The organism is Massilia sp. Se16.2.3, from assembly GCF_014171595.1.
Classification (GTDB): Bacteria; Pseudomonadota; Gammaproteobacteria; order Burkholderiales; family Burkholderiaceae_D; genus Telluria.
Genome location: NZ_CP050451.1, coordinates 126525 through 147156, shown reverse-complemented (window position 1 = coordinate 147156; position 20632 = coordinate 126525). Strand labels below are relative to the sequence as shown.

Here is a 20632-nt window from a genome sequence, read left to right as displayed (position 1 = left end):
CACCATGAAAAAAATTCTGGCAGTACTCGTTCTGGCGGCCTGCGCCGGTGGCGCCTCGGCGGCGGACGTCGTCGGCAATCCGAAGGCGGCACCGAACAAGGTCGAAATGTGCATCGGTTGCCATGGCATTCCCGGCTATAAAACAGCCTTTCCCGAGGTCTATCAGGTGCCGATGATCGGTGGCCAGTCGGCCAAATATATCGAAGCCGCGCTGCACGCCTACAAGAAAGGCGACCGCAAGCATCCATCGATGCGCGGGATCGCCATCAGCCTGTCCGACCAGGACATCGCCGACGTCGCCGCCTATTATTCGCAGCAAAACGCCCAGACCCGCAAGTAAGCCAAGGACACGCCATGAAAAAACTGATCATCGCGCTGGCCCTCGGCGCCATTTCGTTCCAGGCCGCAGCCGCCGACGTCAAGCGCGGCGCCGAACTGGCGAAGAAATACAATTGCGCGTCCTGCCACGGCGCCGATTACAGCAAACCCATCGACCCGAGCTATCCGAAGCTGGCCGGCCAGCATGCCGACTACATCGCGCACGCGCTCACCGCCTATAAACGCGGCGGCGACAAGGCCAACGGGCGCAGCAACCCGATCATGGCCGGCATGGCCCAGCCTTTGTCGGACCAGGACATGATCGACATCGGCGCCTATCTGGCCAGCCTGCCGTCGCAGCTGGTGGTGCGCAAGTAGGGCAGTCCGCAGGCCCGATCGCTGTAGAATGTCGATCCCTCCGCTCCGGCATGGCCGGGCCGGAGGGATTTTTGCATTCATACGGAGTCCGTCTTGTCGCCAGTTTCGCCTGCTTACCTGAAAACCAATTTGCTGAGCGGCCTGACCGTCGCGCTGGCGCTGGTCCCTGAAGCGATCGCCTTTGCCCTGGTGGCCCATGTGTCGCCGCTGACCGGCCTGTACGCCGCCGTGCTGGTTTCCTTCATCACCTCGGCCTTTGGTGGCCGCCCCGGCATGATCTCGGGCGCGGCCGGCGCGCTGGCTGTCGTCATGGTGGCACTGGTCGTTGAACACGGCGTGCAATACCTGTTCGCGGCCATCGTGTTGATGGGACTGCTGCAGATGCTGTTCGCCGCCGCGCGCCTGGGTAAATTCATCCGCATGGTGCCGTATCCGGTGATGCTGGGTTTCGTGAACGGCCTGGCGCTGGTGATTTTCATCGCCCAGTTCGGGCATTTCAAGATTAACGGGCAGTGGATGAGCGGCACGGCCCTGTTCACGATGCTTGGCCTGGTCGCGGCGACCATGGCCGTCATCTACCTCACGCCGCGCATCACGAAAGCCGTGCCGGCGACCCTGGTCGGCATCCTGGTGGTGACGGCAGGCGCGGCGCTGCTGGGCATCGAATCGAAGACCGTCGGCGACCTGGGCTCCATCGGCGGCGGCTTGCCGGCCTTTGCCATTCCCGACGTGCCCTTCAATCTCGAGACCCTGCGCATCGTGTTCCCGTATTCGCTGGTGCTGGCCGGTGTCGGCCTGATCGAGTCGCTGCTGACGCTCACCCTGGTCGACGAGATCACCGGCACCCGTGGCCAGCCGAACCGCGAATGCATGGCGCAGGGCGCCGCCAACGTCGTCACGGCGCTCTTTGGCGGCATGGGCGGCTGCGCGATGATCGGCCAGTCGATGATCAACGTGAACAACGGCGCCTATGGCCGCCTGTCGGGCATTTCCGCCTCGCTGTTCCTGCTCTCGTTCATCCTGGTGGGGTCGTACTGGATCGAGCAGATTCCGCTGGCCGCGCTGATCGGCGTGATGTTCGTGGTCTGCGAAAAGACCTTCGAATGGGGCACCTTCCGCACGATCGGCAAGGTGCCGCGCGCCGACACCGTCGTCGTCGTGCTGGTGGCGGCGATCACCCTGGTGTTCGACCTTGCGGTGGCGGTGCTGGTCGGCGTGATCGTCTCGGCGCTGGTGTTCGCCTGGCAGCACGCGAAGCAGATACGCGTGACGACCAGCGTCGACGCCCAGGGCTGGAAGGTGTATGACCTCGAAGGCACACTGTTCTTCGCCTCGATCGCCAATTTCAACGAGCTGTTCGCGGTCAAGGACGATCCGCAGGACGTCGTGGTCGAGTTCCGCCGCGCGCGCGTGGTGGACCACTCGGCGATCCAGGCGATCGATGCCCTGGCCGAACGCTACCGCGCCGCGGGCAAGCGGCTGCACCTGCGCCACCTGAGTGCGGACTGCCGCGAACTGCTGGGCAAGGCGCAGGACATGATCGAGGTGAACCTGCTCGAAGACCCGACCTACCGGGTGGCGGACGATCAGCTGGGCTAAGCGGTCCTGATACAAAAAAAGCGGCCATGGCCGCTTTTTTGTATCGTTTTTCGAGCCCTAGCGCGTCGCCCGGCGCCGCACGCACTCGATGTAGGCATCCGTATCCGGCGGCAGGCCGGCGCGCTGCGACTTCCAGATCATCTCGCCCAGGCACTCCATGATCTCGTGGTGGGCATCGTGCTCGCCGATGCGGGAAACCAGCAGGTCGTGCGCGGCCTTGATGCCGCGCGGCTGGTCGATCGATACCTGCTCGGCGATCGACAGGTGCATCGACAGGTGCAGGAAGGGATTCGGCTTGCCGCCTTCGACCGAATAATCGCGTGCGACGGCTTCGTCGGCGTCCATCAATTCGTCGTGGTATTCGGGATGCTGGACGATCCAGTCGGCGGCGATGGCGTCCATCGGCGTGAGGACTTCACCGGCGCGCTGCTTGCGCAGGGCTTCGCAGAAAAAACGGCGCACGTCGTGCGAGGACGGGGTAAACATGGTCGGGGGAGGGAAAGCAGGAAGAGGGCGCCATTGTAGCGCGATGCCGCCCTCCCTGCTTTCCGGCTAGGGCGTCGCGCCCGACGGCTGCGGGGCCGCCGCTTCCCTGGCTGGCCCGCAACTGGCTCTGCCGGCCGCCGGCAGCGGGACGGCGCCCTTGCCGCCTGCCTTCTGCCACTCGTCGACTGCTTCGTAAGCGGCGCAGGTATTGGCCGCGGCATCGTCCTTGTCGCGCGCAGCCTGGCGCAGCAGGTCCTCGGCCGTGATCTTGCCGAGGTAGAACTGGGCAATCGGCGTCGGTCCAGTCCGCCGGCGCAGCGGCAACGGTCGCGGCCAGCTCGCTGCGCCCCAGCGCCTCCTGGCCGCCGTGCAGGCGGGCGAGATACAGCCAGAGGGCGGCGTAGCGGTGCGTCGGACGCTTGTCCAGGCCGGCCCGCAGGCGGGGCGCCGCCTCGCTCATCTGGCCACGCTCCATCATGGCGCGCCCGCTGTAGATATTCGCAAGGGCGTTGCCGCTCACGGCCGCGCGCTCGAGCCAGAGCTCGCCCTGCGTCTTGTTGCGCGGAACGCGATTGCCGGACAGGTAGGCCTTGGCCAGCGCATACTGGGCATCGCCGTTGCCGGCTTCCGCTTCGGCGAAGATCCAGGGTTCGAGCTTGCGGCGCTCGCCGAAAGGCGCGCCGCCGACATAGGACAGATAGATCCTGTTCTGGCTCATCGCAAACAGCACGCGGTGCGAACGCAGGAAGTCGGCGCCGAGGATGAGGTCGACGATGTCGTGGTCGACCACGTTGATCTCGGGATGTTCGATCGCCTCCGATCCGATCTCGATCTTGTCGAGGGTCGCGCTCCAGAGCGCGCGGTGCTGGCGGCCGATGCCGGCGACGACGCCCAGGCGCCGGGAATCGTCGACCTGCAGGCCCACGCGGCGCGCGGCGGGCAGGGAGAGCGTGGTGATGTCCGAGCCGCTGTCGATGATGGCATCGAGTTCGACGCCGTTGACGCGGACGCGGAAGCGCGGATTCTCGGTCTGCTGGCGGTTGGGGATGAAGGAAATGACGACGGCATCGGGATCCCAGTAGCCGAGGAATTTGTCGTCGCAACCCTGTGGGCGGAAGAAATTCGCTTCCTTGGCCGCGAGCGAGATTTCCAGGTCGGCCTGCAGCAGGAAGTCGGCACCGACGATGGCATCGACCGGGCCCGCGCTGTCGTCGCCGATGACGTCCATAGTGCGCTTGCCGCTTTTCAGCTGGCCAAGCGAGAACTGCTCGACCCTGGCCTGGTAGTCCCAGGAAGAGCCGCCGATGCCAACGCTTTCCGTACCCGTATGACGCAGCGTCAAACCGTGCCTGCGCGCGCCGGCATTGGTCAGCGAGGTGTTGTAGGCCCCCGTATCGAACAGCACGACGGCCGGCTTGCCGTTGATGCCTCCCGGCGTGGTGATCTGCAGGTTGCCGCCGGTATAGGACAGCGGCATCCTGGCGACGCGTTGGTAATTGCAGGCCGCTTTCTCGGGCGCGGCAAGCGCCGTGCCGACGGCGCCTGCCAGCAGCAGGCCAAGAAGGAAATGGAAGGGCGGTTGATGCATGTGACGCTTTCGTGTGAAATGGTGGTGATCCTGGCCGCACGGCAAGCCGGCGCGGGCAAGCCGGCGCGGGCAAGCCGGCGGGGGCAAGCCGGCGGGGGCAAGCCCGCGAAACGACGGTGGCGGGGCTCAGCCCCGTCTGCGGGGATGAACTGGCCGCTGCGCCAGATGCCCGCTGCGCTACCGGTGGCGCACAGGGCCGCGGCGCGCGTTGCCAGCGCTGCGCTTGCCTCCTGCTGGCCGTGCGCCAGCTGCCACTCGCGCATGGCTGCCAGCGCGTGGCAGCTGCGCAGCGTTCCTTGCGCGCGGTCGTCGGCCGCAGCGCGCAGCAGCTTGTCGGCCGTCAGTTTGCCGAGATAGAAGTCGGCAAGCGGCGTCGGCCATTCGTCGCGTGAGCCACGCGCAAAGGCTGCGTTCAACTCCGCTTTCGCCAGTTCGGGCTCGCCGCTGCGCACGCGCGCCGGTAGAGCCAGAGCGCGGCCTGGCGGTCCGATGGCAGCTTGTCGAGGCCGGCGCGCAGGCGCGGCGCGGCAGCGGCGAAGTCGCCGGCCAGCATCGTCTTGCGGGCGCTCAGCAGGATCGCCTGGGGACTGCCGCCCGCGGCCGCCTTGTCCAGCCAGCGGTCGGCCGCGGCTTCGTCGCGCGTCACGCCTTCGCCGTTCTGGTACGCGGCGGCAAGCGCCATCTGGGCATCGGCATTGCCGCCGTCGGCTTCCGCCTGGATCCAGGGCTCGAGCTTGCGGTGCTGGCCGAAAGGTTCGCCGCCGATGTAGGAAAAGTAGAGCTTGTCCTGGCTCATGGCGAACAGGACCCGGTGCGCGCGCAGGAAATCGGCACCAAGGATGACGTCGACGCTCATCCTGTCGTCCCCGGTCACGCTGAGGTCGGCGTTCCCGATCGATTCCTCGCCGATCTGGAAGTTCTTGAAGACCCATAGCCAGCGCCGCTGCTTGCGCTCGCCGACGCCGGTGAAGTTCCCGGCTGCCGTGACGCCGGGCGCGTCCGGCGTGAATCCGGCACGCCGGGCGGCCGCGAGCGACACCAGGCTTACCTGGGCACCGGTATCGATCATGGCCCGCATCTTCTGGCCGTTCACCTGCACCGTGAAATGCGGATTGAGGCCCTGGTCGGTGAACCCGCTGTTGGCAGGCCGCTCGAAGGGAATCGACAGGACATTCTCGTTCCAGTAGCCGAGGTAGCTGTCCTTGCAGTTTTTCGGGCGGAAGAAAGTGATTTCCTTGGTGGCCAGCGAAATCTCGAGGTCCGTCTGCAGCAGGAAGGGCGAGCCGAGCAGGGCGTCGAAGGAGGGCGTGAAGCCGAATTCGTTCAACACCTGCATGTAGCCCCTGCCGTGGGTGCGCGCGGGGCCGGCGCTGAACTCGGAGACACGGGTCTCGTAGATCCAGGTGCTGCCGCCGGCGCCATGGGCGACTTTTCCGGTGTTGTGCAGCGACATGCCGCGGCGCTCGGTGCCGGTGCGGGTGAGGAAGGTTTCATGGGCACCGGTATCGACCAGCATGCGCGCCGGTGTACCGTCGATGCTGCCCTCGGTCGTGATCTGCAGCGCGGGTCCGGTGTACTGCAGGGGCAGCCTGGCGACCCTGGTGTACTGGCAGCGGGCCGGTTCGGCATCGGCGGCGGCGACGGTGCTTGCGGAGAAGGCCAGCAGGAGAGCGAGGAGCGTGCGGGAGGAGATCGGCTTCATGCCGATGATTCTATGCGGAAAGTTTCAACAACTGCAATTAAGAAATTGATCACAACGGGAAGTGGACCCGGCACGCGTGATGAGCGTTGCGTCAAAGGCACAGGCGTAAAAAAGGCAAGCAACACCGCTTGCGCGGCGCGCTTGCCTCTCCTGGCGCCCGGCAGGGCGCTTATTTTCCCGGCGTGAGCAGCAACTGCGGTGCGAGTTGTGGTTCAGTCACGGTCTCGCGCGCCTTGGCGACGGCCTTGGCGGCCGCCGTCGACGCATTGCCCTGTCCGCGCGGCTGGCGCAGGTAGCGTGCGCTGTGGCGGCGCTCGCCCTGTCCGCCATTTGCCGGCCAGGTAATGAAGCGCGACAATTCCTGCAGGGCGCGCTGGTAGACATCGCGCTTGAACTCGATGACCACATCCAGCGGTACCCAGTAGTCGTGCCAGCGCCAGGCGTCGAATTCCGGATGGTCGGTCAGGCGCAGGTTGACGTCATTGTCGCGCGCTACCATGCGCAGCAGGAACCAGATCTGCTTCTGGCCACGGTAATGGCCGCGGATTTCGCGCTTGATGAAATGATCCGGCACCTCGTAGCGCAGCCAGTCGCGGGTGCGGCCCACGATCTTGACGTGCTCCTGGCGCAAACCGATTTCCTCTTCGAGCTCGCGGTACATCGCCTGTTCCGGCGTCTCGCCGTATTTGATACCCCCTTGCGGAAATTGCCATGAGTGCTCGCGCACCCGCTTGCCCCACCACACCTCGTTGTTGGCGTTAAGCAGGATGATGCCGACGTTGGGGCGAAACCCTTCCCGATCGAGCATAGTGCACCTCGAAACTTTCTGCCGGCTTCCGAGTCCCTTACATTTTTACCTACAAATCCAATGCATCAGCCATGCCCGTGCACGACGAAAACGGCGGACGCTGTGTGTTCCGGACCCATTTGTACAAAGTTGGACGCATCAGCCAGCTAATCCTTTAAAATTAGGTCGATTATAACTCTCTCTTTTTAAAAAGAATTCATCGATATGCGTGCCTCACGATTTTTTATTTCTACGCTTAAAGAAGCGCCGTCCGACGCCGAGATCGTCAGCCACAAGCTCATGATGCGCGCAGGGATGATCAAGCGCCTGGGCTCCGGTATCTATACGTACATGCCGACCGGCCTGCGCGTGATCCGCAAGGTCGAGGCCATCATCCGCGAAGAGATGAACAAGTCGGGCGCGCTCGAACTCTTGATGCCGGTCGTGCAGCCGGCCGAGCTGTGGCAGGAAACCGGCCGCTGGGACAAGATGGGTCCTGAACTCATGCGCGTCAAGGACCGCCACGGACGCGACTACGCCATCCAGCCGACCTCGGAAGAAGTGGTCACCGACGTCGTGCGCAGCGAGATCAAGTCCTACCGCCAGCTGCCGCTGAATTTTTATCATATCCAGACCAAGTTCCGCGACGAGCGCCGTCCGCGCTTCGGCCTGATGCGCGGCCGCGAGTTCACGATGAAGGATGCCTATTCCTTCGATCGCGACCTCGAGGGCATGCAGAAGTCCTACCAGATCATGTTCGATGCCTATGTGCGCATTTTCAACCGCTTCGGCCTGAAATTCCGCGCGGTGGCGGCTGACAATGGCGCCATCGGCGGCACCGGTTCGCACGAATTCCACGTCATCGCCTCCACCGGCGAAGACGCGCTGGTGTATTGCCCGACGTCGGATTTCGCGGCCAACATGGAAGCGGCCGAGGCGCTGGCCATCGGCGAGCGCGGCGCGGCGACGCAGCCAATGACGAAGGTGCCGACGCCAGGTAAAACCAAGTGCGAAAGCGTGGCTGAATTGCTGGGCCTGCAGCTGTCGAAGACGGTGAAAACCATCGCGCTGACGGTCGAGCAGGAAGAAGAGGGGAAGGTGGAAGGCAAGGTAACCAAGCAGTACTTCATGCTGCTGCTGCGCGGCGACCACGAGCTCAACGAAGTGAAAGTCGGCAAGGTTGCCGGCCTGGCGAACCACCGCTTTTCGACCGAAGCCGAAATCCAGGAAGTGTATGGCACTGTGCCGGGCTACCTCGGCCCTGTGGCACCGAAGCAAGCGGTCACTATCGTCGCCGACCGCACGGTTGCCAACATGAGCGACTTCGTTTGCGGCGCGAACGAAGTCGACGCCCACTTGACGGGCGTGAACTGGGGCCGCGACCTGCCGGAACCGATCGTCGCCGACCTGCGCAATGTGGTCGAAGGCGACGCCTCGCCCGACGGCAAGGGCGTGCTCGCCATCGAGCGCGGCATCGAAGTCGGCCACGTGTTCCAGCTCGGTACCGCCTACTCCGAAAAAATGGAAGCGACCTACCTGGACGAAGCCGGCAAGCCGGCACCGCTGCAGATGGGCTGCTACGGCATCGGCGTGACCCGCATCCTGGGTGCGGCCATCGAGCAGAATTTCGACGACAAGGGCATCATCTGGCCGGACGCGATCGCACCCTTCCAGCTGGTGCTGTGCCCGATGGGCATGGACCGCAGCGAGATGGTCAAGGAGCAGACCGAGTCGCTGTACGCCGAGCTGCTGGCGGCGGGCATCGACGTCATCGTCGACGACCGCGGCCTGCGCCCGGGCGCGATGTTCGCCGACTGGGAACTGATCGGTGTGCCGCACCGCGTCGTCATCGGCGAGCGCGGCCTGAAGGAAGGCAAGCTGGAATACCAGGGCCGCCGCGATGCTGAAGCCACCGCCGTCCCGGTTGCGGAGATGGTCGGCTTCATCAAGGGCAAGCTGGCCCAGTGAAGGCGATGGAAGGATACGGCCGGGTGCTCGCCTGGCTGAGGAAAGCCACGCTGGCCACGCTGTTCGTTGCGAGTGCGTCGGCGCAGGCCGGCAACCAGCAGGAAGAGGCGATGGCCGACTCCGTACGGCTGGCGCTGGCGGCGGCGATTGCCGACAGCCGCCCGCCGAAGCCGAGCTTTCGCGACGAGGCGGCGCGGGTGCGCTACCAGATGTGGTTTACCGAGATGTCGGGGCGCCTGAAACGGCGCCTGCCGGACGACCAGGTGCGCAACGAGTTCCTGGAAGCGGCCTGGTACGAATCCACCCGCGCCGGCCTCGACCCGGGCCTGGTGCTGGGTTTGATCCAGGTCGAGTCGGCCTATCGCAAGTACGCCGTCTCGATCGCCGGCGCGCGCGGCTACATGCAGGTGATGCCGTTCTGGACCAAGGTCATTGGCGACAACGACCGCCGCAAACTCTTCCACATGCAGACCAACCTGCGCTACGGCTGCTCCATCCTGCGCATGTACATCGACATGGAGCGCGGCAACCTCTACCTGGCGCTGGGCCGCTACAACGGCAGCCGCGGCAAGCCGCAGTATCCGAACGCGGTGCTGTCGGCGTGGAAGAAGTGGGAGTTCAATCCGGTGGCGGTGGCAGCCAGGTAGGGTAGGCGGCTACACCTGGGTACTCGTATTGACGGGGCAGGGCCGCCGCCTACGCGTTCAACCGGCGCTTGAGACTTCGCGACAAATCCAGAGCCTGTTGAACGCGTAGGTGGCGCAAACGCTGCGTCCATGCCTATCGCAAGGGTGGAGCCGCCTACCCTGTGATCGACACGTAGTGAACCGGTCACACCTTTCGTTTGCGGTGTAGACTCTCCGCTTTCCCCGCTACGAATGCCATCATGCGAATGACACTTCTCGCCGCCGCGTGCACGCTGGCGGCGCTGGCCGGCTGTGCGTCCAACGGGCCGGCCGCGACATCCACCGCCACTGCCGGCACACGCGTTGCCGTCGACGGCCAGGCCAAGAACATCCTCTTCTTCCTCGGCGACGGCATGGGCATCAACACGCTCACCGCCGCGCGCATCTACGCCGCCGGCGAAGACGGCGAACTGACCATCGACACGCTGCCCGAATCGGCTTTCGTGAAAACCTTCTCGAACGATGCCCAGGTCACGGACAGCGCCGCCTCGATGTCGGCCTACATGACGGGCGTGAAGCAGAACAACGGCGTGATCTCGATGTCGACCGACACGCGTTCGCTCTCGCCGACGACCGAGAACGGCCGCCTCGTGAACCGCTGCGACAACGGCCGTGCGGTGCCGACCCTGGCCGAACTGGCCAAGGCGCGGGGCATGGCGGCCGGCGTCGTTACCACCACCAGCGTGACCGACGCCACGCCGGCGGCCACTTATGCCCATGCCTGCCACCGCAAGCTGGAACAGGACATCGCCGCCGCGCTGGTGCCGGGCGGAGCGGGCTACAACGCGGCCCCGGGCGCGAATGGCCTCGATCTGGTCTTCGGCGGCGGCGCCCAGCAATTCCTGCCCACGGATGCCGGCGGCAAACGCGCCGATGGCCGCAACCTGCTGGCCGAACTGCAGGGCAAGGGCTGGCGCGTCGCGACAAGCAGCGCGCAATTGAACGCGCTGGCGCCCGCCGCCCAGCCAGCGATCGGCCTGTTCGCCCAGAACCACTTCGCCTACGAGGCCGCGCGCGACCCGGCCAGGCAGCCAGCCCTGGCCGAGATGACGTCCAAGGCGATCGACATTCTGTCGAAGAACCCGAACGGCTTCTTCCTGATGGTGGAGGGCGGCCTGATCGACCACGCGCTGCATGCCACGCTGGCCAAGCGCGCGCTGCAGGAAACGGCCAGCTACAACGCCGCGCTCAAAGTCGCCATCGACAGGATGCAGGCCATCGATCCGGGCCTGAAGAACACCCTGATCGTCGCCACCGCCGACCACGACCACACGCTGCTGATCAACGGCTACTCGCCGCGCACCGGCAAGACCACCCCAGGCAATCCGGGCGTGCTGGGCCTGGTGCGCAGCCTCCCGGACGGCAAGGTGCGGCTTGATAAAGATGGCGCGCCCTTCACGATCCTGGGCTTCGGCACGGGCGAACACCGTGTGGCGGGCAGCCGCAAGGACGTGAAACTGACCGACGAGATCGCGGCCGGCGACGACTACCACCAGGAAGCGGTGGTGCGCACGCGCGCGGGCAGCGAAACCCATGGCGGCGCCGACGTCTACCTGGGCGCCATCGGCGCGAATGCCGAGCTGTTTCGCGGGACCATCGACAATACCCGCGTATTCAGCCTGATCAAGACCGCGGCGGGCCTGTGAGCACCGTAGGAGACCATTCAATGACCACGATCCGACTCTCCCTGCTGCTGGCGGCAGCCTTCAGCCTTGGCGCGCAGGCCGCGCCGGCAGCCAGGCCCTCCGCAAAGAACATCATCTTCTTCCTCGGCGACGGCATGGGCCCGACCACGATCACCGCCGCGCGCATCTTCAAGGCGGGCGAAGACGGCCTGCTCGACTTCGAACGCTTCGAGCGCACCGCGCGCATCAAGACCTATTCGGCCGATGCCCAGGTGACCGACAGCGCCCCCTCGATGGGCGCCTACATGACCGGCGTGAAGATCAACAACGACGTGATCTCGATGCAGGACGCGACACCAAGGGATCCCGCCAAGGACGCCAACGGCAACGCCAGCGTGGACCGCTGCGGCGCCAATAACGGCAGCGCGCCGATGACGATCCTCGAACTGGCCAAGGCGCGCGGCAAGGCGGTCGGCGCCATCACCACCACCGAGCTGACCCACGCCACGCCGGCATCGACCTTCTCGCATGTCTGCAATCGCGACATGGGCTACCAGATCGCGCAGCAGATTGTCCCTGGTGGCGCGGGCTACAACACGCGCCTGGGCGACGGCGTCGACGTGCTGATGGGAGGAGGGCGCAACCACTTCACGCCTTTCGATGCGAAGACCAACCGCAAGGGCCGCGCCGACGGCCGCGACCTGATGGCCGAATTCGCGGCGCAGGGCTATTTCGTGGCCAGTACCCGTGCCGACATGGCATCGAGCCGGCCGGGCCGCAAGTTCGTCGGCGTCTACAGCGCCGAGAGCCATCTCGATTATGCGTCGAAGCGCCGTCCCGAGCAGCCGACGCTGGCCGAGATGACGGCGAAATCGATCGAGCTGCTGTCGCCCAATCCCAAGGGCTTCTTCCTGATGGTCGAAGGCGGCAAGATCGACCACGCGCTGCACGAGACCAATGCGCGCAACGCGCTGGTCGAGACGGTCGCCTTCGACGAGGCGATCAGGACGGCGGTGGAGCGCATGCGCGCGCTCGACCCGGGCCTGGAAAACACCCTGATCGTCGTCACCGCCGACCACGACCACACGATGGTGCTGAACGGCTATCCGAAGCGCGGCAATCCGGTGCTCGACATCGTGCGCGGTTATGCCAATGGCGAACCGACCCGCGACGCCGACGGCAAGACGTTTACCACGCTCGTCTTCGGTAACGGCCCGAACCGGCCGGAGACCCGTCTTGACGTCGACAGCGCCGCGGCACTGGCCGAGGGTTATCACCAGGAGGCGGGCGTGCGCTGGTCGAGCGAATCGCACGGCGGTGGCGATGTGAAGCTGTATGCGGAAGGGGCGGGATCGGCGCCGTTCAAGGGCACGATGGAAAACACCCGGGTGTTCGATTTGATGAAGGCGGCGTTCGGCTTGTAGATCGCGGCGTGACCACGGGGCGCCCACCCCACGGTTGAATGTGCGGCGACGCCAACGTAGGGTGGGCAGCTCCACCCGCAACAGGTGAGCACAGGTCGAATGCGCGCTGCCCACGCGGTGATCGTTGGCGGCGAGATCATCCGGCACGATCACGGAGCCGATAACGATCGACACGGTATGATCGACACCCAAATACAAAAAGCCCCGGTCTTGCAACCGGGGCTTTTCAACGTTCAGGCTAATGGACAGCCGGCGTTTTCTTATTTCAGGTGATTCGAAATCAGCTTGGTCATTTCGAACATCGAGACCTGTGCCTTGCCACCGAAGACGGCTTTCAGCTTGTCGTCGGCGTTGATCATCTGGCGGTTGTCCGCAGCTTGCAGGTCCGCTTTCTTGATGTATTCCCAGACTTTCTTCGTCACTTCGGTGCGTGGCAGCGGCTTGTTGCCGACCACTGCAGCCAGCTCGGCCGACGGCGTCAGTTCCTTCATGAACGCGGCGTTAGGCTTGCGCGCTGCTGCCGGTTTCTTCGCTGCTGCGGCTTTCGGCGCAGCTGCTTTTGCAGGAGCTGCTGCTTTCTTCGCTGCAGGCTTGGCCGCGGCGGCCGGCTTCGCGGCGGCTGCCTTCTTTGCAGGCGCTGCTGGGGATTTCTTGGCTGTTGCCATCTTCGAGCCTCCTAAACGAGCATAAGTAAAAGTTGCGCAATTTATCGCACGGCTTATATTGGTGGCGTTTTAGCGTTCCTGCAAGTCTTTTTCACCATTTTTTCACTCTGATAAGCCCAAAAATCCGGGTTTGCGTGCCAGTTGCGGCCATAGAGTGAAAAACCATGCAAAAACCGGCGTAAAAAAGCCGCACCGGGCATGAGCCGGGCGCGGCTTGCGAAGAGGGCAAAAACGTCCGGCGGGCATCAAGGCCTGCCGGAATGGGGTTTACCTCATCCCCGGCATCATGCCCTTCATACCGCGCATCATCTTCATCAGGCCACCGCCTTTGAGCTTCTTCATCATCGTCTGCATCTGGTCGTACTGGGTCAGCATGCGATTGACTTCCTGCACCTGCACGCCGGCACCGGCGGCGATGCGGCGCTTGCGGTTGGCCTTGATCAGCTCCGGTTTCGCGCGCTCAAGCGGCGTCATCGAGTCGATGATGCCGCACATGCGCCGCACCTGCTTCTCGGCCTGGTCCATATTGGCGCCGGCCGCGGCCTGCTGGAACTGCGCCGGCAGCTTGTCGAGGAGGCCGGACATGCCGCCCATCTTCTTCATCTGGGTCAGCTGCGCCTTGAAGTCGTTCATGTCGAAACGGCCGCCCGACTTGATCTTGTTGGCCATGTCCTGCGCGGCCTTTTCGTCGACGCCCTTGCGCGCTTCTTCCACCAGCGCCAGGATGTCGCCCATGCCCAGCACGCGGCTGGCCATGCGGGTCGGGTCGAAGGCTTCCAGGCCATCAAGCTTTTCCGACACGCCGGCGAACTTGATTGGTTTACCGGTGACGTGACGCACGGAGAGTGCCGCACCGCCGCGCGAATCGCCATCGAGCTTGGTCAGCACGATGCCGGTCAGGGGCAGGGCATCATTGAAAGCCTTGGCCGTGTTGATCGCATCCTGGCCGAGCATGGCATCGACCACGAACAGGGTTTCGATCGGCTTGACGGCGCCGTGCACCGCGGCGATTTCCTGCATCATCGCTTCGTCGATACCGAGGCGGCCGGCGGTGTCGATGATCAGGACGTCGTGGTAGTGCTTCTTCGCCCAGTCGAGGGCGTTGAGGGCGATGTCGACCGGCTTGTCGGTGGACGTGGAGGGGAAGAAGTCGGCGCCGACCTGTTTCGTCACCGATTCGAGCTGGGCGATCGCGGCCGGACGGTAGACGTCGGCCGATACCGTCAGCACCTTTTTCTTCTTCTGTTCTTTCAGGTACTTGGCGAGTTTGCCGACGGTGGTGGTCTTGCCCACACCCTGCAGGCCGGCCATCAGGATGATCGCGGGCGGCTGCTGGGCGAACGACAGCTGGGTGGCGTCCGGACCGAGGTCGGCGCCCATCAGGGCCGCCAGCTCGCGCTGCACCACGCCGACCAGGGCCTGGCCTGGGCTGAGCGAAGCGATGACTTCTTCGCCCAGCGCTTTTTCCTTCACTTTGGCGATGAATTCGCGCACCGCCGGCAGCGCCACGTCGGCCTCAAGCAGGGCCAGGCGCACCTCGCGCAGCATCTCGGCGGTGTTCGCTTCGGTCAGACGTGCCTCGCCGCGCATTGTCTTGACGACTTTGGCTAGGCGTTGGGTAAGGTTATCTAGCATGTTCTACCTGACTGTATATGAATAGGAGACGTGGGACGGTCTTCGATAATCTGCCATTTTACCCTGTGCAAGGGCTTGCCGCCCGCCGCGGCGGGGGCGACAAGGGGTTTTTTGCACGGCGCTCGGGTGATCTGTCGGATACGCGTCTTGTCGTGTTTGACACATCTTGCATTCCAATATAGCCTTTTCTCGGCGGAATCAATACAGATCCGGCAGCGCAGATCCGGCAGCACCACCAGCACGACAGCCCCTTTGAATGACGAGAGCATAACGGAGAGATGGCATGACTACAGTGTTCGGCAAGACCCTGATCGCAATGACCCTGCTGGCAGCTGCCGGCGCCCAGGCACAGGACGTGGTGCGGCTCGGGAACCTGAAGTTCGCGCACTATGGCGCCGTTTCGTATATCAAGGAAATCGCACCGAAGTGCGGCATCAAGGTCGAGGAAAAGATCTTCCCGAAAGGGCTGGACGTGATGCAGGCCATCATCGCCGGCGAGCTCGATGTCGGCACCACCGCCTCCGAAGCCGCCATTTCCGGCCGTGCCGGCGGCGCGCCCATCTATGTCGTGGCCGGTTTTGCCAAGGGCGGCGCGCGCCTGGTGGCGCGGCCCGAGCTGAAGATTACCAGCGCGGCCCAGCTCAAGGGCAAGCGCGTGGGCGTGACCCGCGGCGGCATCCAGGAAGTGCTCCTGATGGCGGAGCTGGCCAAGCACAATCTGAAAGCCGACGTCACCCCGGGCAAGGACGTGCAGCTGGTGTTCCTGCCCTATGCCGACCTGAACCAGGCGCTGCTGGGCAAGCAGATCGACGCCATGATGCAGTCGGAGCCGCAGTCTTCGCAGGCGATCAACAAGGGCTTCGGGGCCGAGGTGCTGAAACCCTATGACACCCCGATCGGCGAACCGATCCGCACCATGGTCATGACCGAGAAGTTCTATCGCGAACGCCGCCCCGTGGCCGAGAAATTCATGCGCTGCTTCGTGCAGGCCACCAAGACCTTCATCGACGACAAGGCGCTGGCAGAAAAATACGTGCGCGAGGTCGTGTTCAAGGGCCAGATCACCAGCGACGATTTCAACGACGCGATCAGCAATTCGCCGTATTCCTACGACATCACGCCCGAGCACATCCAGGTCACCACCGACACCATGGTCAAGACCGGGGTGGGGCGCATGGCCAAGCCGCCGGTGGCCAAGGAATGGGTCAAGACCGACCTGCTGGATGCGGCCAAGAAAAGCCTGAACATCAAGTAAGCACCCGGGCCCCGCATGAAAAAGCGTAACTGGCGTGACATCGCCGTCGGCATGGTGGTGCCGGTGCTGGCCATCGCCATCTGGCAGTGGGTGGCCAGCAATGGCTGGGTCAATCCGCAGATCCTGCCGTCGCCGCTCGCGGTCTGGGAGCGTTGGGTGGCCTACCTGCTGCCTTTGATGCCGTACGAAGCGTACACCGAGGGCGGCTGGTGGTCCTGGGCCTTCTCGGGCGAACTCATCGTCGATACCCTCACCAGCCTGTACCGGGTGGTGGTGGGTTTCGTCATCGGCGCCGGGCTGGCGCTGCCGCTCGGGCTGGCGATGGGAGCGAGCAATACGGTGTATGCCTGGATGAATCCGCTGGTGCAGATCCTGCGGCCGATTCCGCCGATCGCCTACATTCCGCTGGCCATCCTCTGGTTCGGGCTCGGCAATCCGCCGGCCGTGTTCCTGATCGCGCTGGGCGCCTTTTTCCCCGTCCTGATGAACACGATTGCCGGGGTGCGCCAGGTCGACGGCATCTATCTGCGTGCGGCGCGCAACCTGGGAGCGGGCGGCACGACGATGTTCCTGCGCGTGATCCTGCCGGCGGCCGTGCCCTATATCCTGTCGGGCGTGCGCATCGGCATCGGCACCGCCTTCATCGTCGTCATCGTCTCCGAGATGATCGCCGTGAACAATGGCCTGGGCTACCGCATCCTGGAAGCGCGCGAGTATTTCTGGTCTGACAAGATCATCGCCGGCATGATCACCATTGGCCTGCTCGGCCTGGCGATCGACATCGCCATGAACCGCCTCAACAATTACCTGCTGCGCTGGCACCGGGGACTGGAGCACTGAGATGGACGCATTGGACACCCATATCCGCATCCAGGGAGTCGGCAAGGTCTTCGCCAGCGACGAGCGCCAGGTGGTGGCGCTGCAGGACATCGACCTCGACATCCCGCGCGGGCAATTCACCTGCCTGCTCGGACCCTCGGGCTGCGGCAAGTCGACCCTGCTCAACGCGGTGGCCGGTTTTTCGCCGCCGAGTTCGGGCAGCATCCTCGTCGATGGGGCGCAAGTCGCGGGGCCCGGACCGGAACGCGGCATGGTGTTCCAGGAATACGCGCTGTTTCCCTGGATGACGGTCGAGCAGAACGTCGGCTTCGGCCTGGAAATCAAGGGCATGCCGAAGGCGCGGATCCGCGAGCGTGTCGGCGCGCTGCTGGGCATGCTGTCGCTGTCGGACTTCCGCGCCCGCTATCCGAAAGACCTGTCCGGCGGCATGCGCCAGCGCGTGGCGATCGCGCGCGTGCTGGCGCTCGATTCGCCCATCCTGCTGATGGACGAGCCTTTCGGCGCCCTCGACGCGCTGACCCGGCGCAACCTGCAGGACGAACTGCAGCGCATCTGGCTGGAGACGAAAAAGACCATCCTCTTCGTCACCCACAGCATCGAGGAAGCGATTTACCTGGCCGACCGCATCGTCGTGATGACCTACCGCCCCGGCACCGTCAAGCGCGACATCCTGGTCGAGCTGCCGCGCATGCGCGACCCGGCCGCGCCCGAATTCAACGCCCTCAAGCGCGAACTGGGCCACCTGGTGATGGAAGAGCAGCAGCGCCATCACCACGATGAGCTCAGGATGGCCGCAATCGACTGAGGCTGCGGCTTTGCCGGGGCGGCAGGGGCCGCCACGGCCGTTTCTCCTTGGTGTAGACTGCCGATTATGCACAACACCCTTTTCCTTGCCGCGGCGCTGCTCTACGCGGCCTGCGCCCTGCTGCCGTCGCGCCGGGGCGGCGTCATCTCCGGCGTCACCGCGCTGGCCTGGGCCCTGCACGGGGTGGCCTTGGGCGGCGACGCCTTTGCGCCGGGCAGCCTGCGCATCGGCTTTGCGATCATGCTCTCGGCCGCGCTGTGGGTGTCGGTTGCGGCCTACTGGTTCGAGAACCGCAACTTCGCCCTCGACGGCCTGCGCCGCTTGGTGATGCCCTGCGCCTGCGCCGCCGCGCTCTTGCCGATGCTGTTCCCGGGGTCCGTCATGCCGCTGTCGACCCAGTCGAGCGCTTTCGGCTGGCATGTCGCGGTCGCCGTGCTGGCCTACAGCACGCTGACGATCGCCGCTTTCCACGCGGTGCTGATGGCGCTGCAGGAAACGCGCCTGCATGCGCGCACCGTCACGGCCGGCCCGGGCTGGTTCGGCGGGGCGCTCGACCAGCTGCCCGCGCTGCTGACGATGGAAAAAACTGCTGTTCCGGCTGATCGGCATCGGTTTCGTGCTGCTCAGCCTGACGGTACTGTCGGGCGTGGTGTTCTCCGAGCAGCTGTTCGGACGCGCGCTGCGCTGGGACCACAAGAACATTTTCGCGCTCTTGTCCTGGATCCTGTTCGCGGCCTGCTGGCCGGACGGCGCTGGCGTGGCTGGCGCGGCAAGACGGCGCTGCGCTTCACCCCGGCCGGTTTCGCCACGCTGGCGCTGGCCTATGTCGGCAGCCGCTTCGTGCTGGAAGTCGTGCTGCACCGGAGCGTCGCATGAGCCGCCTCGTGTTCTGGATCGGCCTGGCCATCCTCATCGTGTTCGCGCTGCGCTCGAAACTGCGCGCCGCCGCCCGCCGCGCCGATGACGCGGCGCCGCGCCGTCCGCCTGCGCCCGCCCCAAGGGCGGCCATCGAGGACATGACCCGCTGCGCCCATTGCGGCCTGCATTTCCCGGCATCGGAAGCCGTGCGCGCCGACGGCCTCGATTATTGCAGTCCGTCGCACGTGCGCCTGCCGCCGCACTGAGCCTTGTTTACCCGAGCCTTGCGCGCCGCCGCGCTCACCACGCGCTGGCCCTCGCTGTCCACGCAGTCGCGCACCACCTTCTGGCGCTCGCTGCAGGCGTTCACCGTCACCCGTGTCGTCATTGCGCTGGTGCTGCTGCTCTACCTTGCCCCGGAGGTGCGTGGCGGCGGTGCGCGCGGGGCGTCGGCCTATGCCGGCACCTGCTTCTTCTACCTGGCCACGGCGCTCTGCTTCGGCGGCATCACCGCCTTGTGGAAGCGGCGCTTCCTGCTCCAGCTGAGCAGCCAGATCGCCGTCGACCTGGCGGTGATCTCGCTGCTCTACCTGGCCGCCGGCGGCGTGCGCAGCGGGCTGGGCATCCTCTACCTGTTCCCGCTGTCCGGCGTGGCGATCCTGGCGCCGCTGCTGCTGGCGCTGTTCACGGCGGCGCTGGCCACGATCTTCATCCTGCTCGAGGTGTTCTGGCAGCTGCTCACGGGTAACAGCGAGCCGCCGCTGATGCAGAGCGGGATGTATGGCATCGCCTTCTTTGCCGTGGTCTGGCTGCTCAACCGTCTGGCGGCGCGCCTGATCGGCCAGGAAGAGCTGGCCGCACAGCGCGGTGCCGACCTGCAGGTGCAGCAGTCGATCAACGAGATCGTCATCGCCGACGTCGGCGACGGCGTGCTCGTGGTCGACCCGGAAGGCTGCGTCCACACCGCCAACCCGGCCGCGCAGCGCATGCTCGGCATCGAAGCGGCGGCCGGCTACCGCCTCAACGACCTGGCGGCGCTGGAACCGGTCGCCAGCGCCTTCGCCACCGGCGCGGGGCGGATGGGCAACGTGCCGCGCCGCCTGCCGTGGCCGCGGTCGAACCGGTTACTGGCGCGACCGGCCCCGACGAGGCCTTCGTGATTCTCAAGCCCCATCAGGACAGCGTGGCGGGCGATACCGGCCTGCGCGTACGGCGCGACCATCCGGCCCACCTCAAGCTGCGCTTCGCCCAGGTCGTGTGCGCCGCCCGCGGGCCCGCGCGCAGCGTGATTTTCCCTGCAGGACGTGAGCGCCATCGAAAACCAGGCGCAGCAGCTGAAACTGGCGTCGATGGGCCGCCTGACGGCCAGCATCGCCCACGAGGTGCGCAACCCCCTGTCGGCGATCGGCCACGCCACGGCCTTGCTGGCCGAAGACCAGCATGGCAAGGCCGAGCTGCGCCTGTTGAAGATCATCGGCGACAACGTCGCCCGCGTGAACCGCATGGTCGAGGACATCCTGAAGCTCTCGCGCAAGGCGCAGCCGTATGCGGAACCGCTGCTGCTGGCCGCCTTCCTGGCCGAGCTGAAGGCCGAGTTCTGCGAAACCCAGGGCCTGGCCGGTGATATAGTGTGGCTCGGCGGCTTCGGTGCGATCGAAGTGCGTTTCGATGCGCTGCACCTGCGCGAAGTGCTGGTCAATTTGCTCGGCAATGCGATCCGCTACGCCAGCCGCGCGCCCGGCAGCATCCGCATCTGGCCCGAGCTCGATGCCTTCGGTACCCTCGAGCTGCACGTGCAGGACGACGGCCCCGGCATCACGTCCGAGGTGCGCGCCCACCTGTTCGAGCCGTTCTATACGACCTCGAGCAAGGGCACGGGCCTGGGACTGTACCTGGCGCGCGAGCTGTGCCTGAACAACGGCGCCAAGCTCGATTACGAATTTCGGCTCGATACGTGCCTCGACGCCACCGGCGCCGAGCCGCACCGCAGCAGCGGCCGTTTTGTCATCACCT

At 65.3% G+C, this 20632-nt stretch carries 19 protein-coding genes and 2 pseudogenes; 15 read left to right on the top strand and 6 right to left on the bottom strand.

What is annotated here, in order from left to right; genetic code table 11:
* Positions 1-4: 4 nt before the first annotated feature.
* The 3 genes from G4G31_RS00680 (at position 5) to G4G31_RS00670 (ending at position 2295) form a co-directional block, all read left to right on the top strand.
* Entirely contained in the window at positions 5-340 is a 336-nt protein-coding gene (locus tag G4G31_RS00680; protein ID WP_182989870.1) for a cytochrome c, read from the top strand.
* Positions 341-354: 14 nt separating this feature from the next.
* Entirely contained in the window at positions 355-696 is a 342-nt protein-coding gene (locus G4G31_RS00675; protein ID WP_182989869.1) for a cytochrome c, read from the top strand.
* A gap of 93 nt (positions 697-789) precedes the next feature.
* Entirely contained in the window at positions 790-2295 is a 1506-nt protein-coding gene (locus G4G31_RS00670) for a SulP family inorganic anion transporter (RefSeq protein WP_182989868.1), read from the top strand.
* A gap of 57 nt (positions 2296-2352) precedes the next feature.
* Here G4G31_RS00670 and G4G31_RS00665 read toward each other — a convergent pair whose 3' ends face one another.
* A complete protein-coding gene (locus tag G4G31_RS00665) occupies positions 2353-2781 on the bottom strand; it encodes a DUF1841 family protein (protein WP_182989867.1) in 429 nt (142 codons plus the stop codon).
* Entirely contained in the window at positions 2711-4369 is a 1659-nt protein-coding gene (locus G4G31_RS00660; protein WP_182989866.1) for an aspartyl protease family protein, read from the bottom strand. The genes G4G31_RS00665 and G4G31_RS00660 overlap by 71 nt, the downstream gene beginning before the upstream one ends.
* 116 nt (positions 4370-4485) lie before the next feature.
* Between G4G31_RS00660 and G4G31_RS00655 the strand changes: the two genes are divergently transcribed.
* Positions 4486-4761, top strand: coding sequence for a hypothetical protein (locus G4G31_RS00655; protein WP_182989865.1), 276 nt, complete (start codon positions 4486-4488; stop codon positions 4759-4761).
* Positions 4762-4781: 20 nt separating this feature from the next.
* Here G4G31_RS00655 and G4G31_RS00650 read toward each other — a convergent pair whose 3' ends face one another.
* Both G4G31_RS00650 and G4G31_RS00645 read right to left on the bottom strand, forming a co-directional pair.
* Entirely contained in the window at positions 4782-6071 is a 1290-nt protein-coding gene (locus G4G31_RS00650; protein WP_182989864.1) for a retroviral-like aspartic protease family protein, read from the bottom strand.
* 169 nt (positions 6072-6240) lie between these two features.
* Positions 6241-6879, bottom strand: coding sequence for an RNA pyrophosphohydrolase (locus G4G31_RS00645; RefSeq protein ID WP_229425252.1), 639 nt, complete (start codon positions 6877-6879; stop codon positions 6241-6243).
* Between the two features lie 204 nt (positions 6880-7083).
* Here G4G31_RS00645 and G4G31_RS00640 point away from each other — a divergent pair, with 204 nt between their 5' ends.
* The 4 genes from G4G31_RS00640 (at position 7084) to G4G31_RS00625 (ending at position 12561) form a co-directional block, all read left to right on the top strand.
* Positions 7084-8826, top strand: coding sequence for a proline--tRNA ligase (locus tag G4G31_RS00640; protein WP_182989863.1), 1743 nt, complete (start codon positions 7084-7086; stop codon positions 8824-8826).
* A 5-nt stretch (positions 8827-8831) separates the two neighbouring features.
* Complete coding sequence (locus G4G31_RS00635) at positions 8832-9473, top strand: lytic transglycosylase domain-containing protein (RefSeq protein WP_182989862.1); 642 nt, start codon at positions 8832-8834, stop codon at positions 9471-9473.
* Positions 9474-9712: 239 nt separating this feature from the next.
* A complete protein-coding gene (locus G4G31_RS00630; RefSeq protein WP_182989861.1) occupies positions 9713-11158 on the top strand; it encodes an alkaline phosphatase in 1446 nt (481 codons plus the stop codon).
* A 20-nt stretch (positions 11159-11178) separates the two neighbouring features.
* On the top strand, positions 11179-12561 hold the full coding sequence (locus tag G4G31_RS00625; RefSeq protein ID WP_182989860.1) for an alkaline phosphatase: 1383 nt from the start codon (positions 11179-11181) through the stop codon (positions 12559-12561).
* 260 nt (positions 12562-12821) lie between these two features.
* Here G4G31_RS00625 and G4G31_RS00620 read toward each other — a convergent pair whose 3' ends face one another.
* Positions 12822-13226: an SWIB/MDM2 domain-containing protein gene (locus tag G4G31_RS00620; protein WP_182989859.1), complete on the bottom strand. Its 405-nt coding sequence runs from the start codon at positions 13224-13226 to the stop codon at positions 12822-12824.
* A 267-nt stretch (positions 13227-13493) separates the two neighbouring features.
* Positions 13494-14861 carry a signal recognition particle protein gene (ffh, locus tag G4G31_RS00615; RefSeq protein ID WP_182989858.1) on the bottom strand — a complete coding sequence of 456 codons (1368 nt, stop codon included), beginning with the start codon at positions 14859-14861 and terminating at the stop codon, positions 13494-13496.
* Positions 14862-15144: 283 nt separating this feature from the next.
* Here ffh and G4G31_RS00610 point away from each other — a divergent pair, with 283 nt between their 5' ends.
* From G4G31_RS00610 to G4G31_RS24785, 7 genes and pseudogenes are all read left to right on the top strand, one after another.
* Complete coding sequence (locus G4G31_RS00610) at positions 15145-16116, top strand: ABC transporter substrate-binding protein (protein WP_182989857.1); 972 nt, start codon at positions 15145-15147, stop codon at positions 16114-16116.
* A gap of 15 nt (positions 16117-16131) precedes the next feature.
* A complete protein-coding gene (locus G4G31_RS00605) occupies positions 16132-16956 on the top strand; it encodes an ABC transporter permease (RefSeq protein ID WP_182989856.1) in 825 nt (274 codons plus the stop codon).
* A 1-nt stretch (position 16957) separates the two neighbouring features.
* Complete coding sequence (locus tag G4G31_RS00600; protein ID WP_182989855.1) at positions 16958-17761, top strand: ABC transporter ATP-binding protein; 804 nt, start codon at positions 16958-16960, stop codon at positions 17759-17761.
* A gap of 66 nt (positions 17762-17827) precedes the next feature.
* Positions 17828-18637: pseudogene (locus G4G31_RS00595) on the top strand (inner membrane protein YpjD).
* Positions 18634-18885 carry a PP0621 family protein gene (locus G4G31_RS00590; RefSeq protein WP_182989854.1) on the top strand — a complete coding sequence of 84 codons (252 nt, stop codon included), beginning with the start codon at positions 18634-18636 and terminating at the stop codon, positions 18883-18885. The pseudogene G4G31_RS00595 and the gene G4G31_RS00590 overlap by 4 nt, the downstream one beginning before the upstream one ends.
* Positions 18886-18888: 3 nt before the next feature.
* The gene (locus G4G31_RS24790; protein WP_229425251.1) at positions 18889-19779 is read left to right on the top strand and encodes a PAS domain-containing protein; all 891 of its coding nucleotides are present in this window, start codon (positions 18889-18891) and stop codon (positions 19777-19779) included.
* Between the two features lie 189 nt (positions 19780-19968).
* Positions 19969-20496 (top strand): annotated as a pseudogene (locus G4G31_RS24785) (ATP-binding protein); the annotation flags it as partial.
* Positions 20497-20632 lie beyond the last annotated feature (136 nt).

Bases quoted from the DNA above. Each gene is read 5' to 3' on its own strand.
- G4G31_RS00680 (WP_182989870.1), top strand. From the start codon at position 5: ATGAAAAAAATTCTGGCAGTACTCGTTCTGGCGGCCTGCGCCGGTGGC.
- G4G31_RS00675 (WP_182989869.1), top strand. From the start codon at position 355: ATGAAAAAACTGATCATCGCGCTGGCCCTCGGCGCCATTTCGTTCCAG.
- G4G31_RS00665 (WP_182989867.1), bottom strand. From the start codon at position 2,781: ATGTTTACCCCGTCCTCGCACGACGTGCGCCGTTTTTTCTGCGAAGCC.
- G4G31_RS00660 (WP_182989866.1), bottom strand. From the start codon at position 4,369: ATGCATCAACCGCCCTTCCATTTCCTTCTTGGCCTGCTGCTGGCAGGC.
- G4G31_RS00650 (WP_182989864.1), bottom strand. From the start codon at position 6,071: ATGAAGCCGATCTCCTCCCGCACGCTCCTCGCTCTCCTGCTGGCCTTC.
- G4G31_RS00645 (WP_229425252.1), bottom strand. From the start codon at position 6,879: ATGCTCGATCGGGAAGGGTTTCGCCCCAACGTCGGCATCATCCTGCTT.
- G4G31_RS00640 (WP_182989863.1), top strand. From the start codon at position 7,084: ATGCGTGCCTCACGATTTTTTATTTCTACGCTTAAAGAAGCGCCGTCC.
- G4G31_RS00635 (WP_182989862.1), top strand. From the start codon at position 8,832: ATGGAAGGATACGGCCGGGTGCTCGCCTGGCTGAGGAAAGCCACGCTG.
- G4G31_RS00630 (WP_182989861.1), top strand. From the start codon at position 9,713: ATGCGAATGACACTTCTCGCCGCCGCGTGCACGCTGGCGGCGCTGGCC.
- G4G31_RS00625 (WP_182989860.1), top strand. From the start codon at position 11,179: ATGACCACGATCCGACTCTCCCTGCTGCTGGCGGCAGCCTTCAGCCTT.
- G4G31_RS00620 (WP_182989859.1), bottom strand. From the start codon at position 13,226: ATGGCAACAGCCAAGAAATCCCCAGCAGCGCCTGCAAAGAAGGCAGCC.
- ffh (WP_182989858.1), bottom strand. From the start codon at position 14,861: ATGCTAGATAACCTTACCCAACGCCTAGCCAAAGTCGTCAAGACAATG.
- G4G31_RS00610 (WP_182989857.1), top strand. From the start codon at position 15,145: ATGACTACAGTGTTCGGCAAGACCCTGATCGCAATGACCCTGCTGGCA.
- G4G31_RS00605 (WP_182989856.1), top strand. From the start codon at position 16,132: ATGAAAAAGCGTAACTGGCGTGACATCGCCGTCGGCATGGTGGTGCCG.
- G4G31_RS00600 (WP_182989855.1), top strand. From the start codon at position 16,958: ATGGACGCATTGGACACCCATATCCGCATCCAGGGAGTCGGCAAGGTC.
- G4G31_RS00590 (WP_182989854.1), top strand. From the start codon at position 18,634: ATGAGCCGCCTCGTGTTCTGGATCGGCCTGGCCATCCTCATCGTGTTC.